This window comes from Sphingomonas ginsenosidivorax (assembly GCF_007995065.1).
Lineage (GTDB): Bacteria > Pseudomonadota > Alphaproteobacteria > Sphingomonadales > Sphingomonadaceae > Sphingomonas > Sphingomonas ginsenosidivorax.
On sequence record NZ_VOQR01000001.1, the window covers coordinates 855,606 to 875,260 of the forward strand.

General features: G+C 62.9%; 15 protein-coding genes, 3 tRNA genes and 3 rRNA genes. 20 read left to right on the top strand and 1 reads right to left on the bottom strand.

The window, feature by feature from the left end; translation table 11 throughout:
- Positions 1 to 24: 24 nt before the first annotated feature.
- The 19 genes from FSB78_RS03820 to FSB78_RS19240 all read left to right on the top strand — a co-directional run bounded on the left by FSB78_RS03820 (position 25) and on the right by FSB78_RS19240 (position 18,026).
- The gene (locus tag FSB78_RS03820; RefSeq protein WP_147080112.1) at positions 25 to 762 is read left to right on the top strand and encodes an isoprenyl transferase; all 738 of its coding nucleotides are present in this window, start codon (positions 25 to 27) and stop codon (positions 760 to 762) included.
- On the top strand, positions 759 to 1,574 hold the full coding sequence (locus FSB78_RS03825) for a phosphatidate cytidylyltransferase (RefSeq protein WP_277872693.1): 816 nt from the start codon (positions 759 to 761) through the stop codon (positions 1,572 to 1,574). The genes FSB78_RS03820 and FSB78_RS03825 overlap by 4 nt, the downstream gene beginning before the upstream one ends.
- On the top strand, positions 1,571 to 2,725 hold the full coding sequence (locus tag FSB78_RS03830) for a 1-deoxy-D-xylulose-5-phosphate reductoisomerase (RefSeq protein WP_147080114.1): 1,155 nt from the start codon (positions 1,571 to 1,573) through the stop codon (positions 2,723 to 2,725). The genes FSB78_RS03825 and FSB78_RS03830 overlap by 4 nt, the downstream gene beginning before the upstream one ends.
- The gene (locus FSB78_RS03835) at positions 2,722 to 3,855 is read left to right on the top strand and encodes a M50 family metallopeptidase (protein ID WP_147080116.1); all 1,134 of its coding nucleotides are present in this window, start codon (positions 2,722 to 2,724) and stop codon (positions 3,853 to 3,855) included. The genes FSB78_RS03830 and FSB78_RS03835 overlap by 4 nt, the downstream gene beginning before the upstream one ends.
- Before the next feature lie 59 nt (positions 3,856 to 3,914).
- On the top strand, positions 3,915 to 6,710 hold the full coding sequence (bamA, locus tag FSB78_RS03840) for an outer membrane protein assembly factor BamA (RefSeq protein ID WP_147080118.1): 2,796 nt from the start codon (positions 3,915 to 3,917) through the stop codon (positions 6,708 to 6,710).
- Complete coding sequence (locus tag FSB78_RS03845) at positions 6,710 to 7,375, top strand: OmpH family outer membrane protein (RefSeq protein WP_147080120.1); 666 nt, start codon at positions 6,710 to 6,712, stop codon at positions 7,373 to 7,375. The genes bamA and FSB78_RS03845 overlap by 1 nt, the downstream gene beginning before the upstream one ends.
- Entirely contained in the window at positions 7,372 to 7,848 is a 477-nt protein-coding gene (gene fabZ / locus FSB78_RS03850) for a 3-hydroxyacyl-ACP dehydratase FabZ (RefSeq protein WP_147080122.1), read from the top strand. The genes FSB78_RS03845 and fabZ overlap by 4 nt, the downstream gene beginning before the upstream one ends.
- A 94-nt stretch (positions 7,849 to 7,942) precedes the next feature.
- Positions 7,943 to 8,173 carry a 50S ribosomal protein L31 gene (gene rpmE, locus FSB78_RS03855; RefSeq protein WP_147080125.1) on the top strand — a complete coding sequence of 77 codons (231 nt, stop codon included), beginning with the start codon at positions 7,943 to 7,945 and terminating at the stop codon, positions 8,171 to 8,173.
- Between the two features lie 89 nt (positions 8,174 to 8,262).
- Complete coding sequence (locus FSB78_RS03860; protein WP_147080127.1) at positions 8,263 to 8,583, top strand: PilZ domain-containing protein; 321 nt, start codon at positions 8,263 to 8,265, stop codon at positions 8,581 to 8,583.
- A 655-nt stretch (positions 8,584 to 9,238) separates the two neighbouring features.
- Positions 9,239 to 10,727, top strand: a 16S ribosomal RNA gene (locus FSB78_RS03865).
- 207 nt (positions 10,728 to 10,934) lie between these two features.
- Positions 10,935 to 11,011, top strand: a tRNA-Ile gene (locus tag FSB78_RS03870).
- A 14-nt stretch (positions 11,012 to 11,025) separates the two neighbouring features.
- Positions 11,026 to 11,101: transfer RNA gene (locus FSB78_RS03875), tRNA-Ala, on the top strand.
- A 480-nt stretch (positions 11,102 to 11,581) separates the two neighbouring features.
- Positions 11,582 to 14,373, top strand: a 23S ribosomal RNA gene (locus FSB78_RS03880).
- 250 nt (positions 14,374 to 14,623) lie between these two features.
- A 5S ribosomal RNA gene (gene rrf, locus FSB78_RS03885) occupies positions 14,624 to 14,738 on the top strand.
- The 16S, 23S and 5S rRNA genes sit together here with 3 tRNA genes alongside, the layout of an rRNA operon.
- Before the next feature lie 80 nt (positions 14,739 to 14,818).
- Positions 14,819 to 14,895: transfer RNA gene (locus FSB78_RS03890), tRNA-Met, on the top strand.
- Between the two features lie 226 nt (positions 14,896 to 15,121).
- Complete coding sequence (locus tag FSB78_RS03895; protein WP_147080129.1) at positions 15,122 to 15,313, top strand: hypothetical protein; 192 nt, start codon at positions 15,122 to 15,124, stop codon at positions 15,311 to 15,313.
- Between the two features lie 62 nt (positions 15,314 to 15,375).
- Positions 15,376 to 16,575 (top strand): MFS transporter, encoded by a 1,200-nt coding sequence (locus FSB78_RS03900; RefSeq protein ID WP_147080131.1) that lies wholly within the window; start codon positions 15,376 to 15,378, stop codon positions 16,573 to 16,575.
- 43 nt (positions 16,576 to 16,618) lie between these two features.
- Positions 16,619 to 17,755, top strand: a complete 1,137-nt coding sequence (locus FSB78_RS03905) for an aspartyl protease family protein (protein ID WP_147080133.1) — start codon at positions 16,619 to 16,621, stop codon at positions 17,753 to 17,755.
- A 127-nt stretch (positions 17,756 to 17,882) separates the two neighbouring features.
- Positions 17,883 to 18,026, top strand: coding sequence for a hypothetical protein (locus FSB78_RS19240; protein WP_199743109.1), 144 nt, complete (start codon positions 17,883 to 17,885; stop codon positions 18,024 to 18,026).
- Between the two features lie 46 nt (positions 18,027 to 18,072).
- On the opposite strand, the gene FSB78_RS03910 is transcribed toward FSB78_RS19240, so the two are convergent.
- A complete protein-coding gene (locus tag FSB78_RS03910; protein ID WP_147080135.1) occupies positions 18,073 to 19,185 on the bottom strand; it encodes an NADH:flavin oxidoreductase in 1,113 nt (370 codons plus the stop codon).
- A gap of 142 nt (positions 19,186 to 19,327) precedes the next feature.
- Between FSB78_RS03910 and FSB78_RS03915 the strand changes: the two genes are divergently transcribed.
- Entirely contained in the window at positions 19,328 to 19,651 is a 324-nt protein-coding gene (locus FSB78_RS03915) for a winged helix-turn-helix transcriptional regulator (RefSeq protein ID WP_242007981.1), read from the top strand.
- Positions 19,652 to 19,655 lie beyond the last annotated feature (4 nt).

Below are 19,655 nucleotides of genomic sequence, written 5' to 3' on the forward strand. Positions count from 1 at the left end.
CTCCCACAATGTGGGAGGGGAGTGTTGAGCAGCGTGCCCATCCTTTCCGCCGTCCCGGTCGCCGCGCTGGTGCCGCGCCATGTCGCGATCATCATGGACGGCAACGGCCGCTGGGCGAAGAAGCGGTTCCTGCCGCGCTTCGCCGGACACAAGGCCGGCGTCGAGGCGGTGCGGAAAGTGACGCGCGCGGCGCGTGCGATGGGGATCGAGGCGCTGACGCTCTACGCGTTCTCGTCGGAGAACTGGCGTCGCCCGGCCGAGGAAGTCAGCGACCTGATGGGGCTGCTGCGCCACTTCATCCGCAGCGACATCGACGAACTCGCGCGCGAGAACGTCCGGTTGCGCGTGATCGGCGACTATCACAGCTTCTCGGCCGACCTGGTCGCGATGGTCGACGACGCGATCGCGCGTACGGCGAGCAACACCGGGCCGATCCTGGCGATCGCGCTCAACTATGGTGCGCAGGCCGAGCTGGTCATTGCCGCACGCCGCCTGGCAGAGCGGGCCGCGCGCGGTGAGCTCGATCCCGCGACGATCGATTCCGACGCGATCGAGGCCGAACTCGACACCCGCGACCTGCCGCCGCTCGACCTGATGATCCGCACCTCGGGCGAACAGCGGCTTTCCAATTTCCTGCTGTGGCAGGCGGCCTATGCCGAATTGCTGTTCGTCGACACGCTGTGGCCCGATTTCGACGCGGCCGCGCTCGGCGACGCGATCGCTGCGTTCGGTACGCGCCAGCGCCGCTATGGTGGCCTTTGACCACGCCTGACGAAAAGCTCAGGACGCCGTCGAACCTGCAGCTTCGCGTTCTTGCCAGCATCGCGATGATCGGCGTCGCCACCGTCGCTCTGGTGCTGGGCGGGGTGGTGTTCTGGCTGTTCGCGGTCGTCGTCGCGCTGTTGATGATGTCGGAATGGTCGACCCTGCACGGCGCCGACGTGCGCACCCGGCGGCTGGCGCAGTTCAGCCTGTCGGTGCCGCTCGCGCTGATGGCGCCGGCATCGCTGCTGCTCGTGGTCCACGACTTCTTCACGCTGGGGCTGCTGGTGGGGGCGGCGTTCTTCGTCGTCATCGTCACGCGCAAGCCGCAGCTCGCGCTCGGCATCCTCTATTGCGGGCTGCCGGTGTTCGCGCTGATGGTCATCCGCCGCCAGCATGACGGGTATGAGGGGATCATCTTCACGCTCTGGGCGCTCTCGCTGGTCTGGGCCTGCGACATCGGCGCCTATTTCACCGGCCGGACGCTCGGCGGGCCCAAGCTGGCGCCGGTGATCAGCCCGAACAAGACCTGGTCGGGGCTGATCGGCGGCGTGACGCTGGCGAGCCTGGTCGCGGCACTGCTGCATTTCCAGTACGGCCTGCCGCTGCGCCTGACGCTGGCGACGCCGGCGCTCGCGGTGCTGGCGCAAGGCGGCGACCTCTATGAGAGCTGGCTGAAGCGGCGCGCGGGCGTCAAGGACAGCGGGCATATCCTGCCCGGCCATGGTGGCATCCTCGACCGGCTCGACGGCTTGGTCCCGGTCGCGCCCGTCGCCGCGTTCCTCGTGCTGCTGCCGCATCTGTACCGATGAAGACGATCACGATCCTGGGCGCGACCGGTTCGGTCGGCACGTCGACGCTCGACCTGGTCGAACGCGAGCCCGACCGCTTTCGCGTCGTCGCGCTGACCGCCAATCGCGACGTCGACCGGCTCGCTGCCGCCGCGATCCGCACGCGCGCTGAGTTCGCAGTGGTCGCGGACGAAGCCTGCCTGCCCGCCTTGCAGGCGGCGCTGGCCGGGACTGCGGTCAGGGCAGGGGGCGGCCCCGCCGCGGTCCGCGAGGCGGCGATGTCCGGCGCCGAATGGACGATGGGCGCGATCGTCGGCTGCGCGGGGCTGAACCCGGTGATGGCCGCGATCGAGGGTGGCCGCACCGTCGTCATCGCCAACAAGGAGCCGCTGGTCTCGGCGGGCGAGGTCATCCTTTCCGCCGCCGCACGCACCGGCGCGACGCTGCTGCCGGCGGATTCCGAGCATAACGCGATCTTCCAGTGCCTCGACCCGACCCGGCTCGAGCGGGTCCGTCGCATCATCCTGACGTGCAGTGGCGGGCCGTTCCGCGACTGGTCGCTCGATCGGATGCGCGACGTCACCCCCGACCAGGCGGTCGCGCATCCCAACTGGTCGATGGGCGCGAAGATCTCGGTCGATTCGGCGACCTGCATGAACAAGGGCCTCGAGCTGATCGAGGCCGCGCGGCTGTTTCCGGTGTCGCGCGACCGGATCGAGATCGTGATCCATCCGCAATCGGTGATCCACAGCCTGGTCGATCATGTCGACGGGTCGGTACTGGCGCAGCTGGGTCCGCCCGACATGCGCACGCCGATCGCGCATACGCTCGCCTGGCCCGACCGGATGGCGACCCCGATGGCGCCGCTCGATCTGGTCGCGATCGGCCGGCTCGATTTCGAGGCGCCCGATCCGGTGCGGTTTCCGGCATTGCGGCTGGCGCGCGAAGCCCTCGACGCCGGCGGCGCGCGGCCCGCGATCCTCAACGCGGCGAACGAGGTCGCGGTCGACGCGTTCCTGCAGCGGCGTATCGGGTTCCTCGAAATTGCCGCAATCGTCGAGCATATCGTATCGTGCTACGATCCGGCCGCACCGGACAGCGTCGATGCCGTGCTGGCGATCGATGCCGAGGCGCGGATTTTGGCGGGCGAGCGCGTAAAGGATCTGGTTTGATCGAAACTCCCGGCATCCTGGTGACCATCCTGTCGTTCGTGCTCGTGATCGGGCCGCTCGTGTTCGTCCATGAGATGGGGCATTACGTTGCCGGCCGGATCTTCGGGGTGAAGGCCGACGCCTTCTCGATCGGCTTCGGTCGTGAGATCGCCGGTTTCACCGACCGCCGCGGCACGCGCTGGAAGTTCGGCTGGCTGCCGCTCGGCGGCTACGTCAAGTTCGCCGGCGACATGAACCCGGCCAGCCAGCCCTCCGCCGACTGGCTCGCGCTGCCCGCAGACGAGCGCCAGCAGACCTTCCAGGCGAAGACCGTGTGGCAGCGGGCGATCATCGTCGCCGCGGGACCGTTCGTGAACTTCGTCGTCGCGATCCTGATCCTCGCCGGTTTCGCGATGGCCTATGGCGATATCCGCATGCCCCCGGTCGTCGGCGGTACCGCGCCCGGCAGCCCGGCGGCGCAGATCGGGCTGCAGCCCGGCGACCGCGTGACCGCGCTCGGTGGGCGCGGGATCGAGACGTTCGACGACATGATGCGCTATGTCCGCATCCATGCCGGCGAGACGATCCGCGTCGACGCGGTCCGCGGCACCCAGGCGTTCACGCGCGACGCGGTCGTCGCCACCGACGTGCAGCGCGACCGCTTCGGCAACGAATACCGCGTCGGCCGTCTCGGCATCATCGGTGGCAAGCCCATCGTGGTGCCGGTGTCGCTATGGGAAGCGCCGGGCGTCGCGGTCCGTCGTACCGGCCAGATCGTGTCGATGATGGTCGAGACGCTGGGCCAGGTCATCACCGGCCGTCGCTCGGTCAAGGAACTCGGCGGTCCGCTCAGCATCGCCAAGGTCTCGGGCGAGCAGATGGCGCTGGGGCTCGACGCCTATGTCTTCCTGATCGCCCTGGTTTCGATCAATCTCGGGTTCATCAATCTTTTGCCAGTGCCGATGCTCGATGGCGGCCACCTATTCTTCTATGCGATCGAGGCGGTACGCCGTCGCCCGGTCGAACCGCAGGTCCAGGAATGGGCCTTTCGCGGCGGCTTGGCGGCGATCCTCGCGCTCATGCTACTCGTGACCTTCAATGATCTGGGCAATTTCGGCCTGTGGAAGAACCTGGCCGGCTTGATCGGTTGACGCCGTTAGGGCAGGGCGTGCGCGGTGTTAGCCGCGTACTTGGCACATTTTCGGGGTATATGGTGACAGCGACTTCAGTTTCCACATTCGGCGGCCGTGCCGTCGCAATGCTGCTCACGGGCACGATGCTCGCCGGCCTCGCCGTCCCCGCGGAGGCGCAGCGTGGTCCGCGCGGTGGCGGCGGGCGACCTGCCGGCGCGGGTCGTGGCCCCACGGGCCCGGCCCAGGCGATCCCGGCGGCGACGCCGCAGGGTCCCGGCGTCGCAGTCACGGATCCAAACGCGCTGACCATCAAAACGTTGCGCGTCGAAGGATCGCAGCGCATCGAGCCCGAGACGGTGCTGAGCTACACGCGCCTGCGCGTCGGCATCAAGTACACCGCGGAGACGCTCGACCAGGCGCTGAAGGACCTGCAGGCGTCTGACCTGTTCGCCGATTATTCGATCAGCGGCGTCGCCGACGGCAACATCGTGCTGCGCATCCGCGAGAACCCGATCATCAACCGCGTGATCCTCGAGGGCAACAAGGCGCTCAAGGCGGACAAGATCACCAAGGAGATCAAGCTCGCGCCGCGGCAGATCTTCACGCGCACCGCAGTCCGCCAGGACATCGGACGCATCATCGAGCTCTATCGCCGCCAGGGCCGCTTCGCCGCGGTGGTCGATCCGAAGATGGTCAATCTCGACCAGAACCGCGTCGACGTGGTGTTCGAGATCAGCGAGGGGCCGAAGTCGAAGGTCCGCCAGATCAACATCATCGGCAACGAGGTGTTCTCCGACGACAAGATCCGCGGCCAGATGGCGACCAAGCAGGCGCGCTTCTTCCGCCTGCTGTCGTCCGCCACGACCTATGACCAGGATCGCCTGAGCTACGACCAGCAGAAGCTGCGCCAGTTCTACCTGACCGAAGGCTATGCCGATTTCCGCGTGACGTCCGCGGTCGCCGAACTGACGCCCGACAAGAAGGACTTCATCATCACGTACGTGGTGGAGGAGGGCAAGCGCTACAAGTTCGGTGACGTCACCGTCGACAGCCAGATCCGCGACTTCGACAACAACAAGCTGGCCGCCAGCCTGCCGCTCAAGAAGGGCGACTGGTACAACGCGAAGCTGGTCGAGGATTCGGTCGACAACCTCAGCCAGACCGCCGGCCTGTTCGGCTACGCCTTCACCGAGGTGAACCCGGAGTTCCAGAAGGACGCCGATACCCTGACCATGGGTATCAACTTCAACATCGCCGAAGCCAAGCGGACGTATGTCGAGCGCGTCGAGATCAACGGCAACACGCAGACGCAGGACAAGGTCGTCCGCCGCGAGATCCGTCTCGCCGAGGGCGACGCGTTCAACAGCTTCCAGGTGAAGCGGTCGCAGGATCGCATCAACTCGCTGGGCTATTTCCAGGACAAGATGGAGATCAAGCAGTTGCCGGGCTCGGCGCCCGACCGCGTGATCCTCGAGACCAACCTCGAAGAGAAGTCGACCGGCGAGCTTCAGCTTTCGGCCGGTTATTCGAGCCTCGAGCGCTTCATCATCCAGGCGAACATCACGCAGCGCAACTTCCGCGGCAAGGGCCAGGAACTGCGCGCCGGCGTCAACTATTCGAGCTATTCGAAGTCGGTTGAGCTGGGCTTCACCGAGCCCTATCTGTTCGACAAGAACATCGCGCTCGGCGGCGACCTGTTCCGCCGCGACTACAACTCGTTCAACTATGTCGGCAACGATCGCCAGACCAACTATTCGCAGGTCTCGACCGGGTTCCAGCTGCGCGCCGGCGTGCCGCTGACCGAATATTGGTCGCTGTCGGGTCGCTACGGCCTGTCCTATGACGAGGTGACCCTCGACAGCCAGTTCCTCAACGCCGACGGGTCGTGCAACCTCGAGGTTGCGGGACGCTATCTGTGCGAGGCGATCGGCAACCGCTGGACGTCGTCGGTCGGCTATTCGGTCAGCCGCGACACGCTCAACAGCCGCCTGCGCCCGACCGCAGGCTCGCGCTTCTCGTTCAGCCAGGACTTTGCTGGGCTCGGCGGCGACGTGAAGTACATCCGCACGCGTCTCGAAGGGTCGAAGTACAAGTCGCTCGGCGGCGGGTTCATCGGCTCGATCGTCGCCGAGGGCGGCTATATTCATTCGCTCGAAGGCGCGCGCGCGGATGGCGGTGACCGCGTCCGTATCACCGATCGCTTCTATCTCGGCGAACCGCAGTTCCGCGGCTTCGACATCCGCGGCGTCGGTCCGCGCGTGCTCCGTGCCGCGTATATCACTGCGGCGGACGGCACGCAGTCGGTGCAGACCGACCGCGACCAGATCCAGGACGACGCGCTCGGCGGCCGGGCCTATTACCTGGCCCGTGCCGAAATCGAGATCCCGTTGGGCTCGGGCGCGCGCGAACTCGGTCTGCGGCCGTCGATCTACGCGCAGGTCGGCAGCCTGTTCGGCATCACCAAGCCGGCGCCGACGTTCAGCTATGAGCAGGCGGTCAGCGCCAGCGGTGTCCCGCTGTTCAACGCCGACGGGTCGCCGACGCTGCTGCCGAACCAGGCCCGGGCGACGACGGGCGAGTTGCTGTACGTGACACCCGGCGCGACCGGCGTGACGACGATCTGCCCGGTCGGGACGCCCGACGCCACCACGGGCGCGTGCGTCGGCACCACGGTCAACGCCAAGTCGCTCAACCCGAACATCTTCTCGGAGCAGTTCCTCGGCAATTCCGCGAAGCCGCGCCTGTCGGTCGGTGTCGGCGTCAACTGGAACTCGCCGTTCGGCCCGCTCCGTATCGATCTGGCGAGGGCGCTGCTCAAGCAGAAGGGCGACGACCCCAAACTCATCACTTTCAACGTAGGGACACAGTTCTGATGACGAACTTCAAGACGCTTCTTCTCGCCGCGGCGCTGGTCGCTCCGGCAACGCTTGCCGCCACCGCTGCCGATGCGCAGAGCACCAGCGTCGCCGTCGTCGATCCGCAGGGCGCGATCGCCGGCTCGAAGGCCTGGGGCACCGCGCGCACGCAGATCGAGGCAACCTACAAGACTCAGCTCGATCAGGCCGATGCCCGCCGCCGCGCGATCGCCGCCGAGCTCCAGCCGCTGGTGACCGCGTTCCAGACCGCGCAGCGCGCACCCAACCCGAACACCGCGTCGCTGCAGTCGCAGGCGCAGGCGATCCAGGCACGTGAGACCGCCGCGAACCAGGAACTCGCCCGCCTGACCCAGCCCGCGCAGCGCGCGCAGCAATATGTCATCGAGCAGATCCAGTCGAAGCTGGGTGATGCCGTGACCAACGTCACCAGGACGAAGAACATCGGCATGGTCGTCCGTCCGGACGCGGTGCTGTTCGCGCAGCCCGTCGCCGACATCACGCCGGCGATCACCACCGAGCTCGATCGCCTGGTGCCGACCGTCACGACCACGGTGCCCGCCAACTGGCAGCCGAACCAGCAGGGCCAGGCCCAGGGCGCCGCTCCCGCAGCAGCGGCACCGGCCGCGACGCGTCCGGCCACCAAGGCTACGCAGGGCCGGTGAGCGAAGCCGCCACCCCGACGGCCCTCGGCCCGCTCGATATCGGGCGGGTGATGGCGGCGCTGCCGCATCGCTATCCGATGCTGCTGGTCGACCGTGTCGAGGCACTCGTCCTCGACACGTCGATCACGGCGATCAAGGCGGTGTCGATGAACGAGCAGTTCTTCCAGGGGCATTTCCCCGGGCGCCCGATCATGCCGGGCGTGCTGATCGTCGAGGCCATGGCGCAGGCGGCGGGAATCCTCGCCGTCGAATCGCTCGGGCTCGCCGGTTCGGGCAAGCTCGTCTATTTCATGGCGATCGACGGTGCGAAGTTCCGCAAGCCCGTCGAGCCTGGCGTCCTTCTGACGCTGGACGTGACGTTCGTGCAGAAGCGCAGTTCGGTCTGCAAGTTCGCCGGCCGCGCGCTGGTCGACGGCCAGTTGGTGGCCGAGGCGAACTTCACCGCGATGATCGCCGACCCGCCGGCCGCCTGACGGGGGCCTGAACCTTGCGCTCGAAGGCGCGTCCGTGTACGGGCGCGCCTTCCTTTTGGCTGGTCGGTAACCAGCCGCTTCTTGGAGATACGCGATGAAGCCCGATACGCATCCCGACTACCACATGATCACCGTGCAGATGACCGATGGCACGAAGTACCAGACGCGCACGACTTGGGGTAAGGAAGGCGATCTGATGACGCTCGAAATCGATCCGCTCGCGCATCCGGCATGGACCGGCGGCCGCGGCACGATGCTCGATACCGGCGGCCAGGTGGCACGCTTCAACAAGCGTTTCGGTGGCGGTCTCACGCTCCGCAAGTAATCCCTCTAAATGGTTTGATTCGGCGGCAGCGTTAACGACGCATTAGCCAAGGGCGGCATAGGTTTTTCCCAGCAATCGAGGAAAAACCCATGTTCGCCGCCGAATTCGAACCCGCCATCAGCGAAGGCCGGCGCCGCTCGATCCGCGCGCCGGTCTCGCTCGATGCGCATATCGGCAAGGCGGCGCGTACGCTTTGCAAGGTCGTCGATCTCTCGATCCACGGCGCCCGGCTCCAGACCTATTCGGCGCTCAAGCGCGGCAGCAGCATCTGGCTGACACTTCCCCATATCGGGCAGGTCGTCGCCGACGTGATGTGGGCGGACGATTTCGTCGCTGGATGCCAATTTCACACACCGCTGACCCCCGAACTGTTCGGCGCCGTAACCGGCAACATTCGCCTGGGGGGCTGATCCGCAACTTCCGAATCAGCGATCATAGGGCAGGGGGGCGACGCTCCCGGCTGCCCGACACACCCGGCGCCGCGCGACTATTCCGTCATCTCAGGCTTGATCCGGGACGCAGCACCAGGCGCGCGACGGCTTTCCATTCGAAATCGGCACCGGTCTCGTATCGTATCGGCAGAGGCGCGGGCGTGGGCATTCCGCCAAGCCGCCACAGGGCGGCAGGTGGGGCAGAACGGCTGATTTGGCAAAAAGTGTCATGTGGGTGTCAAAAAGTGTTTGACGGGTTTGGGAGGTGGGCCTAGAGGGGTGTCACCGCAGCGGACGGCCTCGACGGCTTCTTCGCTGCAGTCGCAAACAACCAGATGCACCGAGCCTCTTGAAAGAGGGGATGTTGGTGTGTCGGTATTTTTGTCGGCTCTTTGACATTGTAGGTTTAGATGAAGGGACATGTGGGCGGCGGCTTGCGGGTTCTGATGGCTTCAAGGCATCGGACACTCGTTCAAAGCTTAAGTCGTTCTCATATGTCCTTCACGTATCCATACGTAATGGACGGTCCGTGCGGTTTTCGAACTGCGCGGGTCGTCTGGAAGATTTTGTGTAGAGCGGCTCCTTGAGATGAGCGGTTTGGTCGTGGAATTCCACTGCGACTTAATCGTGACATAAACTTGAGAGTTTGATCATGGCTCAGAATGAACGCTGGCGGCATGCCTAACACATGCAAGTCGAACGAAGTCCTTCGGGGCTTAGTGGCGCACGGGTGCGTAACGCGTGGGAATCTGCCCTCAGGTTCGGAATAACTTCGGGAAACTGAAGCTAATACCGGATGATGACGTAAGTCCAAAGATTTATCGCCTGGGGATGAGCCCGCGTAGGATTAGCTAGTTGGTGTGGTAAAGGCGCACCAAGGCGACGATCCTTAGCTGGTCTGAGAGGATGATCAGCCACACTGGGACTGAGACACGGCCCAGACTCCTACGGGAGGCAGCAGTGGGGAATATTGGACAATGGGCGAAAGCCTGATCCAGCAATGCCGCGTGAGTGATGAAGGCCTTAGGGTTGTAAAGCTCTTTTACCCGGGATGATAATGACAGTACCGGGAGAATAAGCTCCGGCTAACTCCGTGCCAGCAGCCGCGGTAATACGGAGGGAGCTAGCGTTATTCGGAATTACTGGGCGTAAAGCGCACGTAGGCGGCTTTGTAAGTAAGAGGTGAAAGCCCAGAGCTCAACTCTGGAATTGCCTTTTAGACTGCATCGCTTGAATCATGGAGAGGTCAGTGGAATTCCGAGTGTAGAGGTGAAATTCGTAGATATTCGGAAGAACACCAGTGGCGAAGGCGGCTGACTGGACATGTATTGACGCTGAGGTGCGAAAGCGTGGGGAGCAAACAGGATTAGATACCCTGGTAGTCCACGCCGTAAACGATGATAACTAGCTGTCCGGGCACTTGGTGCCTGGGTGGCGCAGCTAACGCATTAAGTTATCCGCCTGGGGAGTACGGCCGCAAGGTTAAAACTCAAATGAATTGACGGGGGCCTGCACAAGCGGTGGAGCATGTGGTTTAATTCGAAGCAACGCGCAGAACCTTACCAGCGTTTGACATGGCAGGACGACTTCCAGAGATGGATTTCTTCCCTTCGGGGACCTGCACACAGGTGCTGCATGGCTGTCGTCAGCTCGTGTCGTGAGATGTTGGGTTAAGTCCCGCAACGAGCGCAACCCTCGACCTTAGTTGCCATCATTTAGTTGGGCACTTTAAGGTAACCGCCGGTGATAAGCCGGAGGAAGGTGGGGATGACGTCAAGTCCTCATGGCCCTTACGCGCTGGGCTACACACGTGCTACAATGGCGGTGACAGTGGGCAGCAAACTCGCAAGGGTGAGCTAATCTCCAAAAGCCGTCTCAGTTCGGATTGTTCTCTGCAACTCGAGAGCATGAAGGCGGAATCGCTAGTAATCGCGGATCAGCATGCCGCGGTGAATACGTTCCCAGGCCTTGTACACACCGCCCGTCACACCATGGGAGTTGGATTCACCCGAAGGCGTTGCGCTAACTCGTAAGAGAGGCAGGCGACCACGGTGGGTTTAGCGACTGGGGTGAAGTCGTAACAAGGTAGCCGTAGGGGAACCTGCGGCTGGATCACCTCCTTTCTAAGGATATCGGCGGAAAGCGCTGACAGCCTCGCACTCGGACCTCGGTTCGGATGCCACGCGGTCGGAAGAGCTTCCTCCATTCCAAAGAACATTAGCCGCCGTCCTCATGTCCCTTCATCAACTGGATCCCAAGCCTAGCGGCTTGGGTAATCTGAGCTGGCACCTCCCGCCTAGCGGTCCTTTGGACCAGCTTGGACGAGAATGGGGCCGGTAGCTCAGGTGGTTAGAGCGCACGCCTGATAAGCGTGAGGTCGTAAGTTCAACTCTTACTCGGCCCACCATCTCGCAGCATAATGGGGCCTTAGCTCAGCTGGGAGAGCGGTTGCTTTGCAAGCATCAGGTCATCGGTTCGATCCCGATAGGCTCCACCAATGCGCAGACGAAGAGACGAGGCAGCGAAGCTGCCGCGCACTTCGACAAGCACGGCCAGCGCTGCATAGCGCGCCACAAGGCGAGACCCCGTATCAAGTACGGGGTGCGACTGACGGCGCGCGGCTCGCGGGCACGCTGATCACCACATATCCAGGTTGATGAAGAGAAACGGTTCGCCGTGCGAGAGCACGGTGATTGACGGGTACGCCCGTCGTATTTGACATTGTGAATGGGTTCTTAAAATCGATGCCGTGAGGCGTATGGTTTTGGACATTGAGGACAGCTTCGGCGGTTCGCTCAGCACTTCGGTGCGCGGTGAATTCGACAAGCGGTTCGCAAGGCCAGGACGTGCGTCATCATATAAATAATCTGGCTGAGATTATAATCATCCGCACCTGACAAAGGCCAACGCGCACTGCTCTGCCGAGTTGGTGACCTCTTCGGAGGCACCCAGTGATGTCGTTGGTGGTGTGGACTCTCAAGCGTGAGGTAAGGGCAATTCGTGGATGCCTTGGCACATACAGGCGATGAAGGACGTGGCACGCTGCGATAAGCATAGGTGAGCTGTGAGCAAGCTTTGACCCTATGATTTCCGAATGGGGAAACCCACCTATCCGATTAATTCTACCTGAGCTTCGGCTGGGGTAAAGTTAATTGGTCAGGTATCACTTAGCTGAATACATAGGCTTCGTGAAGCGAACCCGGCGAACTGAAACATCTCAGTAGCTGGAGGAAAAGACATCAACCGAGATTCCGTTAGTAGTGGCGAGCGAACGCGGACCAGGCCAGTGCCTGAATTTCAACTAGCAGAACGATCTGGAAAGTTCGGCCATAGCGGGTGACAGCCCCGTATGCGAAAGTGAGAATTCAGGACTCGAGTAGGGCGGAACACGTGAAATTCTGTCTGAACATGGGGGGACCACCCTCCAAGCCTAAATACTCGTATGTGACCGATAGCGAACTAGTACCGTGAGGGAAAGGTGAAAAGCACCCCGATGAGGGGAGTGAAACAGTACCTGAAACGGATTGCCTACAAGCAGTTGGAGGGCTTTTATGGCCTGACAGCGTACCTCTTGCATAATGGGTCTGTGACTTAATGTATCAAGCAAGCTTAAGCCGTTAGGTGTAGGCGCAGCGAAAGCGAGTCTGAATAGGGCGCCAGAGTTTGATGTATTAGACCCGAAACCCGGCGATCTAGGCATGACCAGGATGAAGGTGCGGTAACACGCACTGGAGGTCCGAACCGATTAACGTTGAAAAGTTACCGGATGAGTTGTGTTTAGGGGTGAAAGGCCAATCAAGCCGGGAAATAGCTGGTTCTCCGCGAAAACTATTGAGGTAGTGCCTCGCACGAACACCTTGGGGGGTAGAGCACTGGATGGGCTAGGGGGTCGCGAGATCTACCAAACCTAACCAAACTCCGAATACCCAAGAGTGATATGCGGGAGACAGACGGCGGGTGCTAAGGTCCGTCGTCAAAAGGGAAACAGCCCTGACCTACAGCTAAGGCCCCCAAATCGTATCTAAGTGGGAAAGCATGTGGGACTTCCAAAACAACCAGGAGGTTGGCTTAGAAGCAGCCATCCTTTAAAGAAAGCGTAACAGCTCACTGGTCTAAACAAGAGGTCCTGCGGCGAAGATGTAACGGGGCTCAAGATACGTGCCGAAGCTTAGGGTGTGCCACTTATGTGGTACGCGGTAGCGGAGCGTTCCGTAAGCCTGTGAAGCGATCTGGTAATGGGTCGTGGAGGTATCGGAAGTGCGAATGCAGACATGAGTAGCGATAAAGAGGGTGAGATGCCCTCTCGCCGAAAGACCAAGGGTTCCTGCGCAAGGCTAATCCGCGCAGGGTGAGCCGGCCCCTAAGACGAGCCCGAAGGGGGTAGTCGATGGGAACCACGTTAATATTCGTGGGCCTGGTGGTGTGTGACGGATCATGTGTGTTGTCTGACCTTATCGGATTGGTCAGGCTTCGAAATGGTTCCAGGAAATAGCCCCACCGTATAGACCGTACCCGAAACCGACACAGGTGGTCAGGTAGAGTATACCAAGGCGCTTGAGAGAAGTGTCCTGAAGGAACTCGGCAAATTGCCTCCGTACCTTCGGAAGAAGGAGGCCCCATATAAGCGCAAGCTCTTATGGGGGGCACAGGCCAGGGGGTAGCGACTGTTTAGCAAAAACACAGGGCTCTGCTAAGTCGGCTTCAAGACGACGTATAGGGCCTGACGCCTGCCCGGTGCCTGAAGGTTAAGTGGAGGGGTGCAAGCTCTGAAATGAAGCCCAGGTAAACGGCGGCCGTAACTATAACGGTCCTAAGGTAGCGAAATTCCTTGTCGGGTAAGTTCCGACCTGCACGAATGGCGTAACGACTTCCCCACTGTCTCCAGGACATGCTCAGCGAAATTGAATTCTCCGTGAAGATGCGGAGTACCCGCGGTTAGACGGAAAGACCCCGTGCACCTTTACTGCAGCTTCAGAGTGGCATTAGGAAGAAACTGTGTAGCATAGGTGGGAGGCTTTGAAGCATCGGCGCCAGCTGATGTGGAGCCATAGGTGAAATACCACCCTGTTTGTTTCTGATGTCTAACCTCGTTCCGTAAGCCGGAACAGGGACCCTCTGTGGCGGGTAGTTTGACTGGGGCGGTCGCCTCCTAAAGAGTAACGGAGGCGCGCAATGGTGGGCTCAGGACGGTCGGAAACCGTCTGTTAGAGTGCAATGGCATAAGCCCGCCTGACTGCGAGACTGACAAGTCGAGCAGAGACGAAAGTCGGTCATAGTGATCCGGTGGTCCCTCGTGGAAGGGCCATCGCTCAACGGATAAAAGGTACGCCGGGGATAACAGGCTGATAACCCCCAAGAGCTCATATCGACGGGGTTGTTTGGCACCTCGATGTCGGCTCATCACATCCTGGGGCTGGAGCAGGTCCCAAGGGTTTGGCTGTTCGCCAATTAAAGTGGTACGTGAGCTGGGTTCAGAACGTCGCGAGACAGTTTGGTCCCTATCTGCCGTGGGCGTCGAAATTTGAGAGGAGTTGACCCTAGTACGAGAGGACCGGGTTGAACATACCTCTGGTGTACCAGTCGTTCCGCCAGGAGCGCAGCTGGGTAGCTATGTATGGACGGGATAACCGCTGAAAGCATCTAAGCGGGAAGCCTCCCTCGAGATAAGATTTCATAGAGCCGTCGGAGACCACGACGTTGATAGATCGGATGTAGAAGTGCGGTAACGCATGGAGCTAACCGATACTAATTGCTCTATTCGCGCTTGAGAGTTCCACCATCAATGACAACACTGGGCAACCAGTCAGCCATTGCACGGTGCGGATGATTCAGCCGACGCCAGATTGCCAATCCCCTCGCCGTCGAGGGATTGGTTCGAATACCACTACAACCAGCACTCGGTGTTCCGAGAGGCTGGCAACCAAAAGCACGGTCTCGATTTTAAGAGCCCCGTCACGGCCACAAGCCACGACGGGGTACCCCACAGATAACGTGCACGCATGTCGCACCGGCTCCATTGCCTGGTGGCTATAGCGTCGGTGTCCCACCCGATCCCATCCCGAACTCGGCCGTGAAACCCGCCTGCGCCAATGGTACTATCGCTCAAGCGATGGAAGAGTAGGTCGTCGCCAGGCATTGAAGCCCGTGCGACATGCATCACGTCATCTGAACCCATTCACAATCTCATCTACCCTCCTTCGCATCAGCGAAGTGTCGCGGGGTGGAGCAGCCCGGTAGCTCGTCAGGCTCATAACCTGAAGGTCACAGGTTCAAATCCTGTCCCCGCAACCAACACTATTTTCAACGCCTCGGCAGCCAACGGCTCCGAGGCTTTTTCTCGTTCGCCGCACACTCATCGCTCCAGCATCGACGCCAGCTCGCCACGCAAATGGATCGCAAGCACGTCGTCTTCCGACTTCAACACTACTGTGTGATAAGCGCACGGATGCGCTCGAACGCCTTGGCCTTCAGCATATCTTGGAACGCATCGGTCAATCGTCCAACCATCTGGCGATGTGTGTTGCCAAGACCGGTCGAGATCCGCGACGCGACGTTGCGCGGCGGCCGCAGGGCGCTGATCGAGCATTGGAAACGCCAGCGCGACGAAGGCGTGAACCACGTCATGCTGCACATGAAGCCGCTGCAACGCCCGTTCGAGGACGCCATCGACGAGCTCGCCAACCACGTCCTGCCGGAGTTCGCGACATGACTAACGCACAAGACGCAACCGACACGCGCAATACCGCGACCGGCGCTTCTGAAAGCCAAGCCATGCCCGCGGCGCTCTGGGCGCTCGCGATCGCGGCGTTCGGGATCGGCACGACCGAGTTCGTCATCGCCGGCCTGCTACCCGGCATCGCAGCGGAGTTCGGGATCTCGATCCCGATGGCCGGCAACATGGCGACCAGCTATGCGCTCGGTGTCTTCTTCGGCGCGCCGATCACCATCATCCTCGGCGCGCGGCTTCCCCAGAAGACGATGCTCGCATGGCTGCTGGTCCTGTTCATCGTCGGCAGCATCGTCACGGCGACCGCGCCGACCTATACGATCGCGCTCGTCGGCCGGGTCATCACGTCGCTCACGCACGGCGCGTTCTTCGGCATCGGCTCGATCATGGCGGCGGATCTCGTCGCTCCCGGTCGGCGCACGAGCGCGATTGCCTTCATGTTCACCGGCCTGACCCTGGCCACGCTGATCGGAGCACCCGTGGGAACCTGGCTGGCGCACGCGGTCTCCTGGCGTGCCACGTTCCTCGCGATCGCCGTCATCGGCCTCGTCGCCATCCTCGGCGTCCTGCTGCTCGTGCCCCGCGCCGAGCCTCGGGAGCCGCCGCACCTGCGCAGGGAACTCGCGGCCTTCACCGACATCAGGGTCCTGCTGGCGATGGGGATCACAATATTGGGGCCGGCCGCGTTCTTCACGTCGATCACCTATATCGCGCCGATGATGACGCGCGTCGCCGGGTATGGCGAGGGGGCCGTGACGTGGCTGCTCGCCGTGTTCGGACTGGGCCTGTTCGTCGGCAATATCCTGGGCGGCAAGCTCGCCGACCGGGCCTTGATGCCGCTGCTATACGTGACGCTCGCCGCGCAGGCGGTCGTGCTCTTCGCCTTCTATTTCGTCGCGGACAGCCAGCTTGCCTCGGTGTTCTGCATCTTCCTCATGTCGGCCTTCGGGTTCGCCACCGTCGCGCCGATACAAAAGCTGGTGACGGACAACGCCCGGGCGGCGGGGGCACCAAATCTGGCCTCTGCGGTCAATATCGGCCTCTTCAACCTTGGCAACGCGATCGGCGCATGGGCCGGCGGAACCGTCATCGCCCTGGGGTTCGGGTATGCCGCCCCCAATTGGGCCGGGGCTGTGCTATCGGTCGGCGCGCTCCTGCTGGCGCTGATGTCGGGTTGGCTCGGACGCAGGGACGCACGAGTGCTCGTGGCGGCCAAGATGCCGGCGCCTGTGGCGGGACTATGACAGCCGCCAGCCGAAGACCGGACCTTCCGACACGGGCCCGGCCATGACTCACGAAATCGCCTCGGCCCTCAGAAGGGAAAATCGCATGCAGAATCCGTCATTTCACAATCCCTTCGGCTATGGCCAGCAACTCTACGATGGGCGTCGAAACCAGGGTAACGACCATCGGCGCCTGACCCCGCACGCCGTCCTGCAACAAATGGTCAACAGACCTATGGTTCGTTCGACAGTCCTGGGAGCATTGCTCCTCCTGGGTGGCCCTGCCGTCGCGCAGGAGGCTCCGGCAACGACTCCCCCAGGCGCCGGCGCGGTACCCGATCGGCCCGTACGCGCGCCATCGACGCCAACGACCATGCCGTTCACGCTACAGGACAACCTTGTCCGCATCGACGCGCGCGTGAACGGCGAGCGGATCAGCGCCGTGCTCGATAGCGGGGCAGGGGCCATCATCACGGACCAGGCGGCCATCCGCAGACTTGGGCTCAAGGAAGCGACCGCGGCCGTCTACGCAGCGGGTGCCGGCGCCGCGGCACAATCGCTGCACCCGGTTTCGCTGGCGGACCTGCGCTTCGGTCCGCTCCGGTTCAGGACTGTCCCGAGCTATGCGGGCGACCTGTCGCACCTGTCGCAATCCGCCCGGTTTCCCGTCGACATGCTCGTCGGCGCGCCCGCGTTCAAATATGGCGCGGTGACGGTGGACTACCCGCGTCGACGCATCACCTTCGGGCCGTCAGGCAGCGCCGGACGATGCGCCGATCCGATCCCGCTCGAGATCCTGAACGATGCACCCGTCGTCATGGTCAGTTTTCGACCGACGCCGACGGCGCCGGCGGTCCGCCTGAAGATGCTGGTCGATCTGGGCACCCGGCATAAGGCCGTGATGATAGGCGGACCTTTCCTGCGCACCGAGACCGGCCAGGCTCTGCTCCGGTCCGGGGTAGCGCGCCAGATCGGTCACGGGATCGGTGGCAAGGTCCAAGGTAGCGTAGCGCGCGTGAGCGAGATGCAGCTCGGACAGGCCGCGTTTGGCGCTATGGATGTCGGTCTGTCGCCCAATGTCCCCGCGTTCGAGGCGGGTATCGTCGACGGGACGCTGGGCGTGCCGTTGTGGGAGGATGGCGTCATCACCTTCGACTACCCGGCACGACAGCTCTGCATCGCGAAGTCCGGGCAGGGGTAAGTCCCTGCTACCGATACGGCATCGACCGTGCAGTCCTACCGGCCCAGGCGACCATCCGGATGGACATCGATCCCGGCCATGCGCGCCGGCAATCCAGAACAAGCAGCAACCCCAAGGAGATCGAAACATGCATTGGGACTATCTGGTCGTCGAGACGACAATGACCGCCGAGGACCTTGGAAGATTGGGCGCAGACCGCTGGGAACTGGTCGCGGTCGTTTCCCCGGGGCATTTCGTGCTGCACTATTTCTTCAAGCGGCCGCGGGAATAAGAGGGGTGGGGCGGGCGAGACCATCGGCCATCGCCCGCCGTCCCGCTCAGACCAGCTCCGCGAGCGAGGACACCTCGAACCCCTTCAGGTTCGCGGAGTCGCCGATCCGAACCTTCTCGACCCAGTTCGGATCGCTGATGAGCGCGCGTCCGACCGCGATCAGGTCGAACTCGTCGCGCTCCATCCGTGCCACCAGGCGGTCGAGCCCGCTGGTGGTCGAGCTTTCGCCGCTGAACGCGGCCATGAAGTCGCCCGACAGGCCGACCGATCCTACGCTGATCGTTGCGGCGCCCGTCAGCTTCTTGGCCCAGCCGGCGAAGTTCAGGCCTTCCTCGCCATCGATTTCGGGGAACTCGGGCTCCCAGAAGCGACGCTGCGAGCAATGGAGGATGTCCACCCCGGCATCGACCAGCGGCTGCAGCCAGTCCTCCATCAGCGCCGGCGTCTCGGCGAGACGCGCCGCGAAGTCCTGCTGCTTCCACTGGCTGACGCGGAGCGCGAGCGGGAAGCCGGGCCCGACCGCGGCCTTGACCGCGGTCACGATCTCGGCAGCGAAGCGCGACCGCTCGCGGATCGTCGCGCCGCCATAGCGGTCCGGGCGTTCGTTGGTGCCGTTCCAGAAGAACTGGTCGATGAGATAGCCGTGCGCGCCGTGCAGCTCGACCATGTCGAAGCCCAGCCGTTCGGCGTCGGCGGCTGCGCGCGCGAAGGCGGCGACGGTATCGGCGATCGCCTCCTCGCTCATGTCCGACCCGCGGGGCGTGCCGGGCGCGAGCAGGCCGGATGGGCTTTCGACAGCCGTCTCCGGCTCCCAGCCGCTCAGGCCAACGGCTGATCCGGTATGCCAGATCTGAGGCCCCATCTTGCCGCCGGCGCCATGGACGGCATCGATCACGGCCTTCCAGCCTTCCAGCGGCGTTTCGCCGTGAAAGAACGGGATACCGGGTTCGTTGCGCGAGGTTGGGCGGTCGATCACCGTGCCTTCTGACAGGATAAGACCGACTCCGCCTGCCGCGCGCCGGCGGTAATAGGCGGCGTTCGCCTCGCCGACGATGCCGTCCGGGGCGAAAGTCCGCGTCATCGGGGCCATGACGATCCGGTTGGGGACCGACAGGGATCCGATCTTGAACGGGCGGAAGAGGATGTCTGTAGCGGGCATGGGCAGGGCTCCTGTAACGATGCTGGCCAAGTATACCTTGTAAACTAGGGATCAATAACGCACCTGAAGTTGCCTAGGTATATCGGAGGATACCATGATCGCCTGCGACCCCCGGCATTTCTCGGTCGATTGTCCGAGTCGGATGCTTATCGATCAGATCGCCGACAAATGGTCGATGATGGTGCTGGTCGTGCTCGATGCCGGGCCGATGCGGTTCAATGCGATAAGGCGCCGGCTCGAAGGGATCACGCAAAAGGCGCTGACGCAATGCCTTCGCCGGCTCGAGCGCAATGGCCTCGTCCTGCGCCGCGTCCTGCCGATGTCTCCGGTCGCGGTCGAATATGAGATCACGCCGCTCGGGCGGTCGCTCCAGATCCCGTTCCGGGCTCTGTACGACTGGACGATGGAGCATCTCGACGATGTCGAGGGCGCGCGGCACATCTTCGACGCACGCGCCGTTCCCTGACGGC